Source organism: Streptomyces sp. CBMA152 (genome assembly GCF_014596475.1).
In the GTDB taxonomy this organism is placed as follows: domain Bacteria; phylum Actinomycetota; class Actinomycetes; order Streptomycetales; family Streptomycetaceae; genus Streptomyces.
The window spans coordinates 40,498-56,915 of sequence record NZ_MECJ01000006.1; the positions used below are offsets into that span (position 1 = coordinate 40,498).

Consider the following 16,418-nt stretch of genomic DNA (forward strand, 5'->3'; position numbering starts at 1 on the left):
CGGTGCTCCCGGACGGGGTGGGGAACGGAGCGGACGCCTCATGATTGGTCTGGACCAGGTGTCGGTCAAGGGTCCAGACCAATTCATTCCGTGCTGTTTGCCGATGGCTCCAATTCGCGCGTGCTCAGCGGCTGTTGAGGGCCCTGTCGAGATACGGCGCCGTGCGCCCCGCTCCCGACCCGGCCACCTCGCGCGGTGTCCCCGCCGCCACGATCCGCCCGCCCTCGTCCCCGCCGCCCGGCCCGAGGTCGACGACCCAGTCGGCGCCCGCGACCACCGTCATGTCGTGCTCGACCACGACCACCGAGTGGCCCGCGTCGACGAGGCCGTGCAACTGGCGCAGCAGGACCTCGACATCGGCCGGATGCAGCCCGGTCGTCGGCTCGTCGAGCAGATAGAGCGTGTGCTCGCGCCGCCCCCGCTGCAACTCCGATGCCAGCTTGATGCGCTGGGCCTCGCCGCCGGAGAGCTCGGTGGCGGGCTGGCCGAGCCGCAGATAGCCGAGGCCGACATCGAGGAGTGCGGTGAGACTGCGGGCGGCGGCAGGAGTGTCGGCGAAGAACTCCGCCGCCGCCTCCACCGTCAGATCCAGCACCTCGGCGATGGTGCGGCCCCGGTGGGTGACCTCCAGCGTCTCGGGGTTGTACCGGGCGCCGTGACAGTCCGGGCAAGGCGTGTATGTACTCGGCAGGAAGAGCAGCTCGACCGAGACGAACCCCTCGCCCTGACAGGTCTCGCAGCGTCCGCCCGCCACATTGAAGGAGAACCGGCCCGCCTTGTAACCGCGTGCCCGCGCCTGCTCGGTGTCGGTGAAGAGCTTGCGTACGACGTCGAAGAGTCCGGTGTACGTGGCGAGGTTGGACCGGGGCGTACGGCCGATCGGCTTCTGATCCACCGTCACCAGCCGTCCCACGCCTGGCAGTTCCTCCGTAACGGCGCCCACCAGGGTGGACTTCCCGGAGCCCGACACGCCGGTCACCGCAGTGAACACACCCAGCGGCAGCCGCGCTTCGAGGCCACGCAGATTGTGCCGGGTGACCGGGCCGACGGTGAGCCACCCGGACGGCTCGCGCACCTCGCGTACCGGCTCGGCCGAGCGGTCGAAGAGGAAGCGGCGGGTCTGCGAGTCGGCGACCTCGGCGAGGGCGTGGGGCGGACCGCTGTGCAGCACCTGGCCGCCGTGCACACCGGCCCGCGGGCCCACGTCCACCAGCCAGTCGGCGTGTCGCACCACATCGAGGTGGTGCTCGACGACGAACACCGAGTTCCCGGCGCCCTTCAGCCGGTCCAGGACCGTGAGCAGCGCCTCCGTGTCGGCCGGGTGCAGCCCCGCCGACGGCTCGTCCAGGACGTACACCACGCCGAAGAGCCCGGACCGCAGCTGGGTCGCGAGCCGCAGCCGCTGGAGCTCGCCAGCGGAGAGCGTGGGTGCGGTCCGGTCCAGGCTCAGATAGCCCAGACCCAGCTCGGTGACGGGTGCGATACGGCCGAGGAGATCGGCCGTGAGGACGTCCGCTGTGGGGCCACCGTCGGCTGAACCGAGCACATCTGCAAGGGAGTTGAGTGGAAGCGCCGCCAGCTCGGTGATCGTACGGCCCGCGAAGGTGACCGCCATGGCTTCCGCCCGCAGCCGCCCTCCACCGCACACCGGGCACTCGGCGCTGGTCAGGAACCGCTCGGCCTTGGTCCGCAGGGTCGCGCTCTTGCTCTGCGCGAACGTCTTCATCACATAGTGCCGCGCGCTCATATACGTGCCCTGGTACGGGCGTTGGATGCGGCCCGCCTCGCGCACCGGGTGCACGGTGACCACCGGCTGCTCGTCCGTGAACAGGATCCAGTCGCGGTCCTTCTGATCCAGCTCGCGCCAGGGCCGGTCGACGTCGTACCCCAGCGTGTCGAGCACATCGCGCAGGTTCTTGCCCTGCCAGGCGCCCGGCCACGCGGCGATCGCGCCGTCGCGGATGGACAGCGAGGGGTCCGGGACCAGCAGCTCCTCGGTGGTGCGGTGGATCCGGCCGAGGCCCTGGCACTCGGGGCACGCCCCGGCCGCCGTGTTCGGCGAGAAGGCGTCCGAGTCCAGCCGCGGCGCGCCCGGCGGGTAGGTGCCCGCGCGCGAGAACAGCATCCGCAGCGAGTTGGACAGCGTGGTGACCGTGCCGACCGAGGAGCGCGAGGTGGGCGAGGAGCGGCGCTGCTCAAGGGAGACGGCGGGCGGCAGCCCCGAGATCTCGGCGACCTTCGGCGCGCCCACCTGGTGGATCAGCCGACGCGCGTACGGCGCCACCGACTCGAAGTAGCGCCGCTGGGCCTCCGCGTAGATCGTCCCGAAGGCGAGCGAGGACTTGCCCGAGCCGGAGACACCGGTGAAGACGGCCAGCGCGTCCCGGGGGATGTCCACGTCGACCCCGCGCAGATTGTGCTCGCGCGCGCCCCGGACCCGTACGTAGGGGTCGTGGGCGCGGTCGGTGGGGTCTTCGGTGTCGGGTCGCGCGGGGCTTTGCATACCGGAATTCTAGGCGGATGCGCTGGTCAGGCCCGCGAGCCGGGCGAGCCGGCGGTACGAGTCGAGCATGGCCGCACGGTCGTACGTACTCGTGGTGACCAGGTACTCGTCGGCCGCGCTGCGTGCGAGCAGCTTTTCCAGGGCGTCGGCGACCTCGTCCTCGGTGCCGTGGATCTGGCCGCGCAAGGCCTCCTCGAAGAGCGTCCGCTCGCGGTCGGTCATCGTCACGGTGGCGATGTCCTCGGCGGGGGAGAGCGGCGGGAACGCGCCCCGGGTGCGCGAGTACGCCGTCGACCACGCCTCGGGCAGCAGGATGCGGTGGGCCTCCTCGGTGGTGGCCGCGACCGCGACCGTGCCGGAGAGCACCACATACGGTCGCTCGCTCCAGGCGGAGGGGCGGAACGCCTCGCGGTAGTCGTCGATGACCCGCAGCATCGCGTCCTCGCCGCGCACATTGGCGATGACCAGCGGCAGCCCGGCCTCGGCCGCGAGCAGGGCGCCCTGGCCGGTGGCGAGCACGAACGCCGGGACGCGCAAGCCCTCGGCGGGGCGCGCGTGTACCTGCGGGTGGGCCCTCTGCGTACCGTCGAAGTAGCCCAGGAGCTCCGTCAGCCGGCCCGGGAACGCGTCGGCGTCGTCCTTGTCGCGGCCCAGCGCCTTGCGGATGCCGTCCGTGAACCCGACCGAGCGGCCCAGGCCCATGTCGATCCGCCCGGGGAACAGCGACTCCAGCACGCCGAACTGCTCGGCCACGACGAGCGGTTGATGGTTGGGGAGCATGACCCCGCCCGTGCCGACCCGGATCGTCGAGGTCGCGGCGGCGACTGCGGCGGCCAGCACGGTCGGGGCGGAGCCCGCGACGCCGGGGACGCTGTGGTGCTCGGAGACCCAGAAGCGGTGGTAGCCGAGCCGTTCGGCCTCCTGGGCGAAGGCCACGGTGTCCCGCAGGGCCTCGGGGCCGTCGTGTCCCGCGCGGATACGGGAGCGGTCCAGGACGGAGAAGCGCGTGGTCGCGATCACTGAGCTCACACAAGGTTCAACGTCTGTGTGGCGCCAGGATTCCCTAGGGTGGACCACATGACGCAAAACAGCAGGCCACTGGCCGTGTTCGACCTGGACGGCACCCTCGCGGACAGCGGGCACCGCCAGCACTTCCTGGAGGGCCCCAAGCGCGACTGGGACGGCTTCTTCGCCGCCGCCCCCGCCGACCCGCCCCTTGAACAGGGCGTGGCGCTCTGCCTCGCGGCCGCAGAGGAATGCGAGGTCGTCTATCTCACCGGCAGGCCGGAGCGCTGCCGCGCGGACACCCGGACCTGGCTCGCCGAACAGGGGCTGCCCGAGGGCGCGATCCACATGCGCCCCAACGCCGACCGCAGGCCCGCCCGCACCACCAAACTGGAGACCCTGCGCGGCCTCGGCCGCACCCGTGAGGTCCGCATGCTGGTGGACGACGACGAGCTGGTCTGCGACGCCGCCGAACGGGCGGGCTTCCGGGTCGTACGGGCGCGCTGGGCCACCGCGTCCGAGGCGCTGAAGGACGCGCAGGAGCGGGAGGGGCGGACCTGAGCCTTGCTCGGCCCGAAGGCCGGGTCGTCAGACCGCCTGGTTGTCGTCCAGCCTGAAGCCGACCTTCAGACCCACCTGGTAGTGCTCGATCCGCCCGTTGGCGATCTGGCCGCGCACCTGCACGACCTCGAACCAGTCGAGGTTGTGCAGCGTCTGCGCCGCGCGGGCGACGCCGTTGCGGATGGCCTGGTCGACGCCCTCGGGGGAGGTGCCGACGATCTCGGTCACGCGGTACGTGTGGTTGGACATGGAGGTGCACTCCTCTTCGTCGCGTCCCTCCACCGTGCCCCACCTCGGCGCGCTTCGCGAGGCGTCGGGTGCGTACGGGATCGCTCGGCCGGCCGCCGCGTCGGTTCCGTGACGGGGCTTGACCGGACCATTGGTACAGACCAAAATCGGCCGCACCCGAACTAGCCGTCTGCGCTTCCCCCACGTCGGGTCATGACTGCCCGTGCCATGACGCAGAAGGTGACCGCCGTGAAGAACCGCTTCCTCCATGCCCCCGTCGTGCTCGTCACGGCCCTCGCGCTCGGCGGCTGCGGGGCGCTGCCGGGCACGGGCGGGGACGGCGCGACCACCGTCACCGTATGGATGATGAAGGACAGCGCCTCCGACGACTTCGTCCAGCGGTTCACCCGCGACTTCGAGAAGGCGCACCCCTCGGTCCGGCTGGACGTGAAGATCCAGGAGTGGACCGGCATCGGCCACAAGGTGGGCGCCGCGCTCACGTCGGGCGAGGCGCCCGACGTCATCGAGGTCGGCAACACCCAGGTCCCGCAGTACGCGGCGAGCGGCGGACTGCTCGACCTCACCCTTCAGTCCCTGCGCGACTGGGGCAGCAAGGACTGGCTGCCCGGCCTCGCCCAGCCGGGCAACGTCGACGGGGTGCAGTACGGCATCCCGTGGTACGCCGCGAACCGCGTGGTCATCTACAACAAGGACCTCTTCGGCGCGGCCGGAATCACCAAGCCGCCGACCACCCGCGCCGAGTGGCTGACGGACACCGCGAAGCTCAACTCCGGTGGTACGCAAGGTATTTACCTCGCCGGGCAGGACTGGTACACGCTCTCCGGGTTCGTGTGGGACGAGGGCGGCGAGCTCGCCCAGCAGAGCGCGGGCGACTGGACGGGCACCCTCGCCACGCCCGCCGCCCTGCGCGGCATGACGTTCTACAAGCAGCTCCAGGCGCTCGGGAACGGGCCGAAGAACGCCGACGAGGCGACGCCCCCGCAGGCCGAGGTCTTCGCCAAGGGCAAGGTCGCCCAGATCATCGCCGTCCCCGGCACCGCCAAGGCCATCCAGAAGGCCGCCCCCGCGCTCGCCGACAAGCTCGGCTACTTCCCCGTACCGGGCAAGGCCGCGGCCAAGCCGGGCGCGGTCTTCACCGGCGGCTCGGACCTCATCGTGCCCAAGCGCTCCGGGCACCGCACCGAGGCCGTGGAGGTGATCAAGGAGCTGGTGAGCGCGAAGTGGCAGCAGGATCTCGCCGCGACCATGAGCTATGTGCCGAACAAGCCCGCCCTCGCGGCCGCCGTCGAGGGCCAGGAGGGCACGGCCGCGATGGCCCGGGGCGCGGCCCAGGGCAGAGCCACGCCCAACTCGCCGCAGTGGGCCGCCGTCGAGGCCGACAACCCGATCAAGCCGTACATGACCGCCGTCCTCACGGGCAGCGACCCGAAGACGGCGGCCAGGACGGCCTCCTCGCGGATTACCGCGCTGCTGTACCCGTGACGGAGTCCTAGGGCCTGTCCGGTGGATCTTGCCTGGGACGCGTGGGTCTGGCACGCACATCTGCGGCGTTGTCGTCGGTTGCCGACGCTCCGCGTCGCCGCCCTCCTCCGCCTTGCAGCTGCACGCACCAGACCCCCGCTCACCAGCACCGAAAGGGCATCCGGGACCGCAGGCGGCCAGATCCACCGGACAGGCCCTAGCCTCCGAGGACCGCCAGCGACAGCGCGAACCGGCCGGCGGCGTCCGTCCACCAGCGCGTGGCCGTCAGCCCGGCGGCCGCGAGCTCGGCCCGTACCCCCTCGCGGCGGAACTTCGCCGAGATCTCGGTACGCATCTCCTCGCCCTCCTCGAAGCGTACGACGAGGTCCAACTCGGGGATCTTCACGGTGAGTTCGGTACGCGCCCGCAGCCGCATCTCGATCCACTCGTGTGCGGTGTCCCAGCGCGCCACATGGGTGAAGTCGTCGAGGTCGAAGTCGGCGCCGAGCTCGCGGTCGATGACGGCGAGCACGTTCTTGTTGAACTCGGCCGTCACCCCGCTGGCGTCGTCGTACGCGCGGACCAGGACCGACTCCTCCTTCACCAGGTCCGTGCCGAGCAGGAAGCTGTCGCCCGGCTCCATCATCGCGGCGACCGAGGACAGGAACTCCGCGCGCTCGGCGAGCAGCAGATTGCCGATCGTGCCGCCGAGGAAGACGACCAGACGCGGCCCGGGAGTGGACGGCAGGTCCAGCGCCCGCGTGAAGTCGGCGATCAGCGCGTGCACTTCGAGCTTCGGGCGCTCCTCGATGAGCGCCTTCGCCGCCCCTGTCAGCGCGCTCTCGCTGACGTCCACGGGGATGTACGTGAGCGGGTCCGGCAGCGCGTCGAGCAGCAGCCGGGTCTTCTCGGAGGAGCCCGAACCCAGCTCCACCAGGGTGCGGGCACCGGACGCGGCCGCGATCTCCACGGCCCGCTCGGCGAGGATCTCCCGCTCGGCGCGGGTCGGGTAGTACTCGTCGAGCCGGGTGATCTCCTCGAAGAGCTCGCTGCCCCGCGCGTCGTAGAACCACTTGGGCGGCAGGGTCTTGGGCGTACTGGTCAGCCCGTGCAGCACGTCGGCGCGCAGCGCCGCCCCGGTGGCGTCCTCGGGCAGGGTGCGGGTCAGCTGGAACGGGTGGAACTCGTGCACGAGGAAGGCTCCTTGAGGGGGGTCAGCAGAACATCGGAACGGGTCGCGGCCAGCAAGGTGCGGTCGGGGACCTCGTGCCAGTGCGGATCGTCGTCGTAGGGCTCGGAGGCGACCACCGTGCGGCGGCCCGGCTCGGGGAGGTACCACAGGGTGTCGCCCCAGGCCGTCGCCGTGATCGTCTCGCCGTCCGTGAGCAGCAGGTTCAGCCGGGAGCCGGGCGCGGCCGCGTCGACCTCGGCGACCGTGTCGGCGAGCGCCTGGCCCATCTCGTCACCCGCCCGCAGCCGGTGCAGCACCAGCGCCCACACCAGCGCGGAGTCGCAGCGGGCCTCCAGGCTCAGCAGCTCCTCGGCGGGCAGCGCGGCGGCCAGCGGGGCCACAGAGCGGGGCCAGCCCTTGACCGCGCCGTTGTGGCTGAAGAGCCAGGGGCCGGAGGCGAAGGGCGCTGCCGCCGCCTCGCCGTCCGCGCCCGGCTCGGTGGCGTCCCGTACCGCCGCGAGCAGCGCGCCGGTGCGCACCACCCGGGCCAGGTCCGTGAACGAGGGGTCGGCCCAGATGGGCCCGGAGCGGCGGTAGCGGCCCGGCACCGGGTCGCCCTCCGCGTACCAGCCGACGCCGAAACCGTCGGCGTTGACCGTCCCGTACCGCTGCCGGCGCGGCGCCCAGGACTGCCGGTACAGGCCGTGCGGCGGGCTCACCAGGAGCTCGCCGAGCGCCAACGGCGGTCCGGCGTAGGCGATATGACGGCACATCAGGCATCCCTCGCGGTCCGGAACCCGGCGAAGATCTGGCGGCGCACCGGAAGGTCCCAGTTGCGGAAGGTGCCCCGGCACGCCACCTGGTCCACCGCGAACGAACCGCCGCGCAGCACCTTGTGGTCGGGCCCGAAGAACACCTCCGAGTACTCGCGGTAGGGGAAGGCGACGAAGCCGGGGTACGGCATGAAGTCGCTCGACGTCCACTCCCACACATCGCCGATCAACTGCCGTACGCCCAGCGGCGACTCGCCCGCCGGATACGCCCCGGCGGGGGCCGGGCGCAGATGGCGTTGGCCGAGGTTGGCGTGCTCGGTGGTGGGGTCGGCGTCGCCCCATGGATAGCGCCGGGAGCGGCCGGTGGCGGGGTCGTGCCGGGCCGCCTTCTCCCACTCCTCCTCGGTGGGCAGCCGCCGCCCCGCCCAGCGGGCGTAGGCGTCCGCCTCGTACCAGCTGACATGGAGCACCGGCTCGTCCAGCGGTACGGGCTCGGTCACCCCGAACCGCTTGCGCAGCCACTGCCCGCCCTCGCGGCGCCAGAACAGCGGCGCGGTGAGTTCGTGCTGGCGCACCATGGCCCAGCCCTTGGGGGCCCACCAGCGCTCGTCGGTGTAGCCGCCGTCCTCGATGAAGCGCAGATACGCGCCGCACGTCACCGGGGTGGTGTCCAGGTGGAAGGCGGGCACGATGCGGTGGTGCGCGGGCCGCTCGTTGTCCAGCGCCCAGGGCTCGGCGGAGGTGCCCATGGTGAACGGGCCGCCGGGGACCAGGACTTCGGCGGGCAGACCGGTGACGGAGCCGTGCGGCGGCTCGGGTGCGGCGAGTGCGGCCGGGCCCTTGCGGAGCTGATGGGTGATCAGCATCGTCTCGTCGTGCTGCTGTTCATGCTGGGCGATCATCCCGAAGGCGAAACCCGCGTCGACCAGACGCGGACCGCCCTCCAGCGGGGTGGACTCCAGGACGTCGAGCGCCCGGCCGCGCACATCGGCGGCGTACCGGCGCGCCTCGGTGGGGGAGAGCAGTGGCAGCGAGGTCCGGGTGGCGCGCGGGTGCTCGAAGGCGTCGTACAGCGAGTCGATCTCCGGGCGTATCGCCTCGCGCCCGGCGACGGCCCGCAGCAGCCACTGCTCCTCCTGGTTGCCGATGTGCGCGAGGTCCCAGACCAGCGGGGACATCAGTGGCGAGTGCTGGGCGGTGAGGTCGTGGTCGTCGACGCAGGAGGTGAGTGTGGCGGTACGCGCCCGGGCGGCCGTGAGGGCCGTCAGGGCGCGCTTCCGGAGCGCTTCCGGATCGGTCAGGTCCGCTCCGGTCGGTTCGGGGGCGGTCATGAGTGGTCGTCCTTCCCAGGGGCGGGCGCGGCACCAGGGGCGAGCGCGGCGAAGTCGTCCGCGGGACTGAGGCCCCGTGCGACATAGCGGTCCATGAAGGCGGCGACGGCGTGGCGGACCTCGGCGGTGGCGCCGAGCCGGGGCAGCGCTTCGAGCGCGGCCGCGAAGCAGATCTGCGCGGCTTCCTGAAGTTCGGCGTCGGCGAGGCCCGCTCGGGCCGCGTCGGCCCAGAGCGGATTGCGCGGCGCGGGCAGCGAACCGGCCCGCTCCGCAAGGGACTTGACGGTGCGGTAGGCGGTCTCGGCGGCCGCCGGATCGTCGAAGAGCGCGGTCGTCACGGCGAGCGGCACGATCCAGCCGTCCTCGCCCGGCTGCGCGTCGATCATGCGCAGCTCCAGGTGCCCGCGCGGCCGGACCGGCGGAAACAGCGTGGTCATGTGGTAGTCGAGGTCCTCGCGGGTGGGTCTGCGCGGGACGCCCGTACGCAGCCACTCACGGAAGGTGAGCCCGTCCGGCGCGGTCCACGGGCCCTCGTCGGTGCGCAGGCACATCACCGGCGCGTCCAGCACCTGCGCGGCCCAGGCAGCGCGGGGCTCGGCGTCCAGCGGCGGCGCGAGCGCGCGCACGGGATCGATCTCCGTCCACACCTCCTGCCGGGAGGACCGCAGGCCGGTGGGTCTGCCTTCCCTGTAAGGGGAGTTGGCGAACGCGGCCACCAGGACCGCGCCGAGGAGATGCGCCAGCCGCCAGCGGCGCCCGTACCCGAGCGGCCCCGGCTCCTCGTGGCCGGCGTCCAGACACACCTGGACCGAGGCCGAGGAGCACATCATGGCGCGCCCGGCCGGTCCCGTCCGGTCGAAGTGGGCTTCCATGGTGTCGTACCGGCGATCGTGCAGAAACCTGCGCGGCGGCTGCCACGGCTCCTGGCCGAGTCCGGTGAGTGTGAGGTCCTTGGCGCGCAGCGCGCTCCGGACGGCCGTCAGATCGGCCGATACGGAGTCGACGCACTCCATGAGGTTCGCGGCGGGCAGCGAGCTGAGCTCCAGCTGGCCGCCGGGTTCGACGGTGAGTGCCGACCGCAGGGGCAGTGCCCTCAACGAGTCGTAGGCGTCGGCGAGTCGGTGGTGCGGGACGGGGGTCCGGGGGTCGTGCAGATCGTGGACGAGCCACTCCACTTCCACCCCTACGTAACGGGGCGGGCCCGTCTTGAAACAGATACATCGAAGCAGATCGTCCGCTTCCGTTTCGGTGAATTGCCTTGTCAGCATGGTCGCTTCCCCAACTCCGGGGCTCTTTCGGTGCACTGTCCCACCTAAGCCACTGCCGTCGTCTCGCACAAGAGTGCCCATCCGGACGGAAAGTATGTTGCGGGAGTGTTGTCCCGGCGTCAACGATGCTAGATATGAGTGCACTACTGCGCGACCTCGCGCGCCACACCCGAGACCGACAACACCAGCGTATGCGCGGTGAGCGGCTGCGGCAGCCTGGAGGGTCGAACGGGTGATCGATTCATGATTACTGGTCGGTAGGGCGGGCGAGTGGAAACCCCCGCCCGGGAACGGGGTTCCGGGCGAGGGTGTCGGTTCGGCGTCGCGCGGAACGCGTCAGCTCCAGTTGGCCCACGCCTTGATGGTGTGCGGCTTGCCGCTCAGCTTGATGCGCAGGTAGTACGCGTTCCCCGGGGTGACGACCCTCGAAGCCGACACGACCTGGCCGGTGCAGTAGCGCCAGTCGGACTCGTTCTCGACGTGCTTGTCCTTGGTGCGGACGAGTTCAGCCCGGGACCGTGGCCGTGGGGGTGTTCCAGCCGGAGATGCGCAGGTGGGGCGCGGAACCGTGCAGGTCGGCCGTGCGGTAGGTGGCGGTGAGGGTGGTCGACTCGCCGGGCCAGAGCGTGACCTGGTTGTCGGTCCACCGCACGGGGAGGACCGGGTTTCCCTTCGCGTCGACGACATGGACATCGGTGAGCAACGCCGGCGTGCGGCCCGAGCCGGTGTTCCGCAGTGTGACCGTGGTCGTGGAGCAGCCGTCGTCGGTGGTAGTGGCCGCCGTCGAGCTGACCTGCGCCTGCGCCATCGAGCCGAGGCCCTTGAGGTCGGCGTAGGCCGTGGTCGGGGTGTGGAACCAGTCGGTGTGCGCGTAGTCGAGGACGTCCGCCTTGGTGGAGAGCCAGTACACATTGCGGCTGACCTCGTGGCCCGCGCCGTCGGTGAGCAGCAGCCGGGCCAGATACGTGGTGGACAGCCCGCTCACCGTCGCCGGGACGGTGAGCGCGGTCGCCCTCGCCCCGTCGCCGCCCACGCTCACACCCGTCACCGTCCCGTCGTACTTCTGGGTCCCGTCGGTGTTGAAGAGCGTGACCCGGGCGGTGAGCCCAGACGCGGGAGCGTGCCGGGCGTTCACCACGGCGACTGAGCGGTTGTCGTAGGAGTACTGGATGTGCAGCGGCTCGTTCGCCTTCTTGGCGCCGAAGTAGGCACCGCCCTGGTCGAGGTAACGGTCCATCAACTGCCAGTGCAGCGAGGTCCACCCACTGTTGAACATCCAGTAGACGACCCCGGTCGCGGGTTTGGTGGCGTCCTTGGCGTTGCGGCCGTACGCCTCGTACTGCGCGCGCACGTTCTCGTACTGGGCGAGCTGCGCCTTGCGTACGTAGTCGTCGAGGCCCGTGGGGGTGCCGTAGCGGCCGGTCAGGGCGTCGTCGTACAGCTTGAGGGTGGCGAAGGTGGACGAGGGGGAGCGGTGGTACTGCTTGGCCGACGGGTTCTTCCAGAGCGTGTCCAGCTCGGCCGGTGACATCATGCGGCGCAGGGTGTCGAGGGTGGGGATGTCCGGGCCCGCGCTGGTCTCGGAGTTGAAGCCGGTGGCCCCGCCCTCCTGTTTGTTGTACCAGTAGTTCGGCGGCACCCAGTCGTACGGGCCTGTCATCTTCATGCCTGAACTGCCGCTGATCGGTGACGAGTTGTCGGATGCGGCGGCCACGATCGGCGTCGCCCAGTCGGCCGCGGTGAGCGCGTCCACGTACGTTTTCTCGATCGTCTTGTCGGGGGCGAAGTCGCTGCCGATCAGGAACGAGACGACACTCGGGTGGTCGCGCAGCCGCGCCGCCTCGGCGGCCATCGACGCCTTCGCGATCGGATAGTCGGCGGGAGTCCACTTGTCGCCCGGCTCACTGCCGTTGACCTGGCCCTCCCACTTGTCGCAGCACTCCCACCCCGGCAGCGTGAGAACGCCGTAGCGGTCGGCGAGGTCGAAGAACTCGTCCGGCTCGATGTGTCCTTCCAGGCGGATGGCGTTGAGCCCCAGATCGAGCGCGTACCGCAGCCGGTCCGCCACATACGTCCGGTCCCACCGCAGATACTCGTCCGGCGACCAGCCGCCACCCTTGATGAGCAGCGGACGGCCGTTGATCGCGTACTGGCGGGCCCCGTCGGCGTTGAGCGGTGCCTTCACGTCCCGGATGCCGAACGACTCGTGCGCGGTGTCGGACGCGGTGCCGGAGACGGACGCGGTGAGGTCGAGGTCGTACAGCGCCTGGTCGCCCATACCGGCGGGCCACCACACGCGCGGCGCGGTGAGATGGAGTTGGGGGTATGAAGTGGGAGCGAAGGAGACGGTCTTCGTCTCGTGCGCGGCCAGTGTCACGTCCTGACTGAACGAGACCGGGCCGATCGTGCCGGAGACCGTGGTGGTCACGGTGCTCGCCGAGTCGTTGCGGGCCTGCGCCTTCACCGTCAGATCGGCGGTCGCGAGCGAGGGCACGGCGAGGGAGGTGACGACATGCGCGTCCCGCAGCGCGACCGGACCGCCGCGCCGCACCAGCACATCGCGGACGATGCCCATGTTCTGGTCCGGCGGCGGTTGCAGCCAGTCGATCCACCCCATGGTGAGGTTCTTGTTCGGCTCGTTGGGCTGGATGCGGAAGGCGACGGTGTTGGCGCCCTGTCGCACCAGATCGGTGACGTCGAGCTCATGGCGGGTGTACGCACCGGTCACCGCGCTCTTGTCCGCCGCCTGGCGGCCGTTGACGTATACGTCGGCGGCGGAGACGACCCCGCTGAAGTCGAGATACGTACGGGAGGAGGTGTCCGCGACGGTGAAGTCCGAGCGGTACCACCACGGGACGGTGAAATCCGCCGCCGGGATGTTCTTCTGGTTGGTGGAGTAGAACGGGTCCGCGTACTTGCCGTCGGCGAGCAGCGCCGCGAGGACGGTGGAGCGCGGCCCGGCCGGGTACCAACCCGTCGTGGGGTAGCCGGGGCTCGACACGGCGGCCGGGGAGTCGGTGACCTTGGCGGTGGACTGGATGGCGTAGCCGGAGAGCGGGGTCGTGGAAGGGGCAACTGCCGTATGGGGTGCGGAAGTTGCCGACGAGACCCCGGAGGCGAGGGCGAGGGTGAGGCTCAGGGCGGCGAGGAGGTGAAGGGGGCGGTGACGGTGACGGTAGAGCACGGTGGTCTCCCGACAGCTCAAAGTATCAAGTTAGGAAGCCTTACTAACTCGCTTCCGAAGCTAGAGATATGAGCGATCCATGTCAACGAGGCGTGGGGCGTGCCGAGTCGGCGCACCTCATGCACGTCAACGGCTCAGCGGCCCCCGGAGGAGCGGCTGCGCCGCTCGAAGGTCACATCCCGCGCCGTCCCGAGCGCCGTCGCCACCGCGCCCATCAGCACCGCGTCCTCGCCGAGCGAACTCGGCGCCACCTTCGGGCGCAGCGGGGTCAGGGTGCGCAGCGTCTCCCGTACAGTCCGCAGCAGCAGATCCGCGCTGTGGCCTACGCCGCCGCCGAGCACGACCAGATCCGGGTCGAGCACGGCCGCGACCGCCGCGACCGTGTGCGCCAGGCGCTCGCCCTCCAGCTCGACCGCCTTGACCGCGGCCGGGTCTCCGGACCGCGCGGCCTCGAAGACGTCCTTCGCGGTCAGCGGGCCCGCCATCCCGTGCGAGCGCGCGGCGGCCACCACGGCGTCCCCGGAGACCGCGTCCTCAAGCGTGTCGGCACCGCGCCGGCCGGGCCAGGGCAGGAAGCCGATCTCACCGGCGCCGCCGTGCGCGCCCGTGAAGAGGCGGCCCTCGCTGACCACGCCCATGCCGAGCCCGGTGCCGATCATCACGTACACGAAAAGGCGGCTGCCCGCCCCGACGCCGAAGGTGTACTCACCGAGGGCCGCGAGATTGGCGTCGTTGTGGACCGCCAGCGGCATCCCGAGTCCGTCGCGCATCCGGTCGAACAGGCCCGGGCGTCCCCATCCGGGCAGATGCTGCGCGTACCGCACCCGCCGCTTCTCCGCGTCGTACACACCGGGCGTGCCGACGACGGCCTGGGCGACCTTGTCCGCGTCGACGTGGGAACCGGCGACCAGCTGATGCGCGGTGGCGACGACGAGGTCGGCCATGGTGCCCGAGGTGCGGGCCTGGTTGCGGACCTCGGAGCGGGCCACCACCGTGCCGTCCAGATCGGCGAGCGCGACCCGCAGCCAGGCGCGGCCGATGTCGATGCCGAGCGCGTACCCGGCGGTCGGATCGGGGGCGTAGAGCACGGCCGAGCGGCCGCGCTCGGGGATGTGCGTACCCGCCTCACGGACCAGTCCGGTGGCCTCAAGGGCGGCGAGCGCGCTGGAGACGGTGGGCTTGGACAGGCCGGTCTCGCGGGCGAGTTGGGCGCGCGAGGCCGGGCCGCCGGAGCGCAGCCGGTCCAGGAGCAGACGTTCGTTGCCGCTGCGCTGGCGCTGTGGGTTCCAGGGCCGCTCACCCTCGTCGCTGCTGGTCATCGCACCATTGTCACGCATCGCTCCAGACCGCTTCCTGACAACCTCTTGACGCTCAAAGTAAAGGTACTTAACTTGAGCACGCCCCGCGCCGACCAGGGAGGCCCCTCGTGTCCGGATCCCCGCCCCCGACCGGCGGTTTCGTCCGCCGTATCGGACTCTTCCAGGCCACCGCCATCAACATGAGCCAGATGTGCGGCATCGGCCCGTTCGTCACCATCCCGCTGATGGTCGCCGCCTTCGGTGGACCGCAGGCCGTCATCGGATTCGTCGCCGGAGCGGTCCTCGCCCTCGCCGACGGTCTCATCTGGGCCGAACTCGGCGCCTCGCTGCCCGGTTCCGGCGGCAGTTACGTCTATCTGCGCCAGGCCTTCCAGTACCGCAGCGGACGCCTGATGCCGTTCCTGTTCGTCTGGACGGCGATGCTCTTCATCCCGCTGATCATGTCCACGGGCGTGGTCGGCTTCGTGCAGTACCTCGGCTACCTCGCCCCGCACATGAGCGACACCACCGGCGACCTCGTCGGGCTCGGCATGATCGTGCTGGTCGTGCTGCTGCTGTGGCGCGGCATCGAGAACATCGCGCGGCTCACCGCCGTCATGTGGGCCGTGATGATCGCCTCGGTGGCCATGGTGATCGTCGCCGCCGCGACCGACTTCAGCCCCCACCGCGCCTTCACCTACCCGGCACACGCCTTCGAGCTCACCGGCAGCCACTTCTGGCTCGGCTTCGCCGCGGGCCTCACCATCGGCATCTACGACTACCTCGGCTACAACACCACCGCGTACATGGGCGCGGAGATCAAGAACCCCGGCCGCAACCTGCCGCGCTCCATCATCTACTCCATCGTCGGCATCATGGCGATCTATCTGCTCCTCCAGATCGGCACCCTCGGCGTCATCGACTGGAAGCGGATGACCGACCCCGGCGACATCGCCTCGACCTCGGTCGCCTCCGCCGTACTGGAGGAGACCTGGGGCAAGGGCGCCGCCGACGTCGTCACGGTCCTCATCCTCGTCACCGCCTTCGCCTCGGTCTTCACCGGACTGCTCGGCGGCTCGCGCGTGCCCTACGACGCGGCCCGCGAGCGCGTCTTCTTCCGCCCGTACGCGAAACTCCACGCCAAGCACCGCTTCCCGATGCTGGGCCTCGCCACCATGGGCGTCATCACGGCAATCGGCTTCCTCATCGGCCGCCACACTGATCTCGCCACCCTCATCCAACTGCTCACCACGGTGATGGTGTTGGTCCAGGCGCTCGCGCAGATCGCCGCCGTGACGGTCCTGCGAAGGCGGCAACCCACCCTGCGCCGCCCGTACAAGATGTGGCTCTACCCGCTGCCGAGCCTGGTCGCCCTCGTCGGCTGGCTGGTGATCTACGGGTACGCCGACAAGAACTCGCCCGGCCGCCATCCCATCGAGTGGTCGCTGGCCTGGCTCGCGCTGGGATGCGTCGCGTTCGTGGTGTGGGCGCGCTTCGAGAAGGTGTGGCCGTTCGGTCCGCGCGAGGTGCGTGAGGAGTACGTGGAGAACCCGGTCGCGGACGAGGTGAGCGCCTGACGGTGTACGTACGCGAGTCGGCCCCCGCCATGTGACT

12 protein-coding genes are annotated in these 16,418 nt (G+C 70.9%); 3 read left to right on the forward strand and 9 right to left on the reverse strand.

The window, feature by feature from the left end:
* Positions 1-124: 124 nt before the first annotated feature.
* The gene (locus BG418_RS05885; protein WP_188272633.1) at positions 125-2,503 is read right to left on the reverse strand and encodes an excinuclease ABC subunit UvrA; all 2,379 of its coding nucleotides are present in this window, start codon (positions 2,501-2,503) and stop codon (positions 125-127) included.
* A gap of 9 nt (positions 2,504-2,512) precedes the next feature.
* Positions 2,513-3,532, reverse strand: a complete 1,020-nt coding sequence (locus BG418_RS05890) for an LLM class flavin-dependent oxidoreductase (protein ID WP_188272634.1) — start codon at positions 3,530-3,532, stop codon at positions 2,513-2,515.
* Between the two features lie 48 nt (positions 3,533-3,580).
* Between BG418_RS05890 and BG418_RS05895 the strand changes: the two genes are divergently transcribed.
* On the forward strand, positions 3,581-4,069 hold the full coding sequence (locus tag BG418_RS05895) for a hypothetical protein (RefSeq protein WP_188272635.1): 489 nt from the start codon (positions 3,581-3,583) through the stop codon (positions 4,067-4,069).
* Between the two features lie 27 nt (positions 4,070-4,096).
* Here BG418_RS05895 and BG418_RS05900 read toward each other — a convergent pair whose 3' ends face one another.
* Positions 4,097-4,318 carry a dodecin gene (locus BG418_RS05900; protein ID WP_188272636.1) on the reverse strand — a complete coding sequence of 74 codons (222 nt, stop codon included), beginning with the start codon at positions 4,316-4,318 and terminating at the stop codon, positions 4,097-4,099.
* 228 nt (positions 4,319-4,546) lie between these two features.
* Between BG418_RS05900 and BG418_RS05905 the strand changes: the two genes are divergently transcribed.
* Positions 4,547-5,800, forward strand: coding sequence for an extracellular solute-binding protein (locus tag BG418_RS05905; RefSeq protein WP_188272797.1), 1,254 nt, complete (start codon positions 4,547-4,549; stop codon positions 5,798-5,800).
* Positions 5,801-5,996: 196 nt separating this feature from the next.
* Here BG418_RS05905 and egtD read toward each other — a convergent pair whose 3' ends face one another.
* The 6 genes from egtD to BG418_RS05935 all read right to left on the reverse strand — a co-directional run bounded on the left by egtD (position 5,997) and on the right by BG418_RS05935 (position 14,825).
* Complete coding sequence (egtD, locus tag BG418_RS05910; protein ID WP_188272637.1) at positions 5,997-6,971, reverse strand: L-histidine N(alpha)-methyltransferase; 975 nt, start codon at positions 6,969-6,971, stop codon at positions 5,997-5,999.
* Positions 6,944-7,723 (reverse strand): ergothioneine biosynthesis protein EgtC, encoded by a 780-nt coding sequence (gene egtC / locus BG418_RS05915; RefSeq protein WP_188272638.1) that lies wholly within the window; start codon positions 7,721-7,723, stop codon positions 6,944-6,946. Before egtC ends, egtD begins: the two co-directional genes overlap by 28 nt.
* The gene (egtB, locus tag BG418_RS05920; RefSeq protein WP_188272639.1) at positions 7,723-9,054 is read right to left on the reverse strand and encodes an ergothioneine biosynthesis protein EgtB; all 1,332 of its coding nucleotides are present in this window, start codon (positions 9,052-9,054) and stop codon (positions 7,723-7,725) included. Before egtB ends, egtC begins: the two co-directional genes overlap by 1 nt.
* Positions 9,051-10,322 (reverse strand): ergothioneine biosynthesis glutamate--cysteine ligase EgtA, encoded by a 1,272-nt coding sequence (gene egtA, locus BG418_RS05925; protein WP_188272640.1) that lies wholly within the window; start codon positions 10,320-10,322, stop codon positions 9,051-9,053. The genes egtB and egtA overlap by 4 nt, the downstream gene beginning before the upstream one ends.
* Positions 10,323-10,827: 505 nt before the next feature.
* Complete coding sequence (locus BG418_RS05930; protein ID WP_188272641.1) at positions 10,828-13,506, reverse strand: glycosyl hydrolase 2 galactose-binding domain-containing protein; 2,679 nt, start codon at positions 13,504-13,506, stop codon at positions 10,828-10,830.
* A 134-nt stretch (positions 13,507-13,640) separates the two neighbouring features.
* Complete coding sequence (locus BG418_RS05935) at positions 13,641-14,825, reverse strand: ROK family transcriptional regulator (RefSeq protein WP_188272642.1); 1,185 nt, start codon at positions 14,823-14,825, stop codon at positions 13,641-13,643.
* 107 nt (positions 14,826-14,932) lie between these two features.
* Here BG418_RS05935 and BG418_RS05940 point away from each other — a divergent pair, with 107 nt between their 5' ends.
* On the forward strand, positions 14,933-16,381 hold the full coding sequence (locus tag BG418_RS05940) for an APC family permease (protein WP_188272643.1): 1,449 nt from the start codon (positions 14,933-14,935) through the stop codon (positions 16,379-16,381).
* The last annotated feature ends 37 nt before the right edge of the window (positions 16,382-16,418 follow it).

What these genes read in the sequence shown, in the direction of transcription:
- BG418_RS05885 (WP_188272633.1), bottom strand. Translation starts at nt 2,503, where the DNA reads ATGCAAAGCCCCGCGCGACCCGACACCGAAGACCCCACCGACCGCGCC.
- BG418_RS05895 (WP_188272635.1), top strand. Translation starts at nt 3,581, where the DNA reads ATGACGCAAAACAGCAGGCCACTGGCCGTGTTCGACCTGGACGGCACC.
- BG418_RS05900 (WP_188272636.1), bottom strand. Translation starts at nt 4,318, where the DNA reads ATGTCCAACCACACGTACCGCGTGACCGAGATCGTCGGCACCTCCCCC.
- egtC (WP_188272638.1), bottom strand. Translation starts at nt 7,723, where the DNA reads ATGTGCCGTCATATCGCCTACGCCGGACCGCCGTTGGCGCTCGGCGAG.
- egtB (WP_188272639.1), bottom strand. Translation starts at nt 9,054, where the DNA reads ATGACCGCCCCCGAACCGACCGGAGCGGACCTGACCGATCCGGAAGCG.
- egtA (WP_188272640.1), bottom strand. Translation starts at nt 10,322, where the DNA reads ATGCTGACAAGGCAATTCACCGAAACGGAAGCGGACGATCTGCTTCGA.
- BG418_RS05935 (WP_188272642.1), bottom strand. Translation starts at nt 14,825, where the DNA reads ATGACCAGCAGCGACGAGGGTGAGCGGCCCTGGAACCCACAGCGCCAG.